General features: G+C 76.2%; 1 protein-coding gene. It reads right to left on the bottom strand.

Features of this window, described 5'->3' with window-relative positions; translation table 11 throughout:
- On the bottom strand, positions 1-551 hold a 551-nt coding region (locus AA75_RS32750), incomplete at its 3' end, for a nuclear transport factor 2 family protein (protein WP_063794484.1).
- Between the last annotated feature and the right edge of the window lie 72 nt (positions 552-623).

Raw genomic sequence — 623 nt, 5'->3', positions numbered from 1 at the left:
GGGGTCGGTGCCGGCGGGGTGGGTGAGGCGGTGGCCGCGGTGGTGCCCATCGGTGCCTGGCCGAGGGCGCTGAGCTTCCAGCCGTCGGCGGTCCGGGTCAGCTCGCCGAGCATCCGGCTGTCCTTGGTGGCGGGCTGCGGCGCCTGCGGGGTCTGCACGGTGATCCGGACGGCGACCAGGACGGCCGCGCGGCCGGCCTGCTGGTCCAGTTCGGTCACCGCCGCGGAGAGGATGCGGGCGCTGGTGACCGACCCGGCCTGTTCGACCTGTTTGGCGAAGTCGGCCCGGCCCTGGACGAGTTGGGCGTGCAGGTCACCCGCGGTCGAGCTCTCCCAGAGGTCCAGGCCGTGGTCGAGGTCGGCGTGGTCGAGGGTGTTCAGGTTCTGCACCGCCTGCTCCCCGGCCGCCAGGACGGCGTCCCGGGTCCGGGCCCGGGCGGCTGCGTCGTCGTGCGCCGCCGCGTACCAGGACCACCCGCCCCAGGCGGCGGCCGGCGCGGCGACGGCCAGCAGGGCCGCCGCCACCGCCCGGGCCCGCAGCCGTACGCGCATCCGTCGTGGGCGTGCTGCCATCGGTTCCTCCGTCACAGGGACTCCAGGTCGGTGATCAGCCACCGGCCGCCG

This window comes from Kitasatospora sp. MBT63 (assembly GCF_000710465.2).
Taxonomy (GTDB): Bacteria; Actinomycetota; Actinomycetes; order Streptomycetales; family Streptomycetaceae; genus Kitasatospora.
This window is presented reverse-complemented; position numbering and strand designations above follow the sequence as displayed.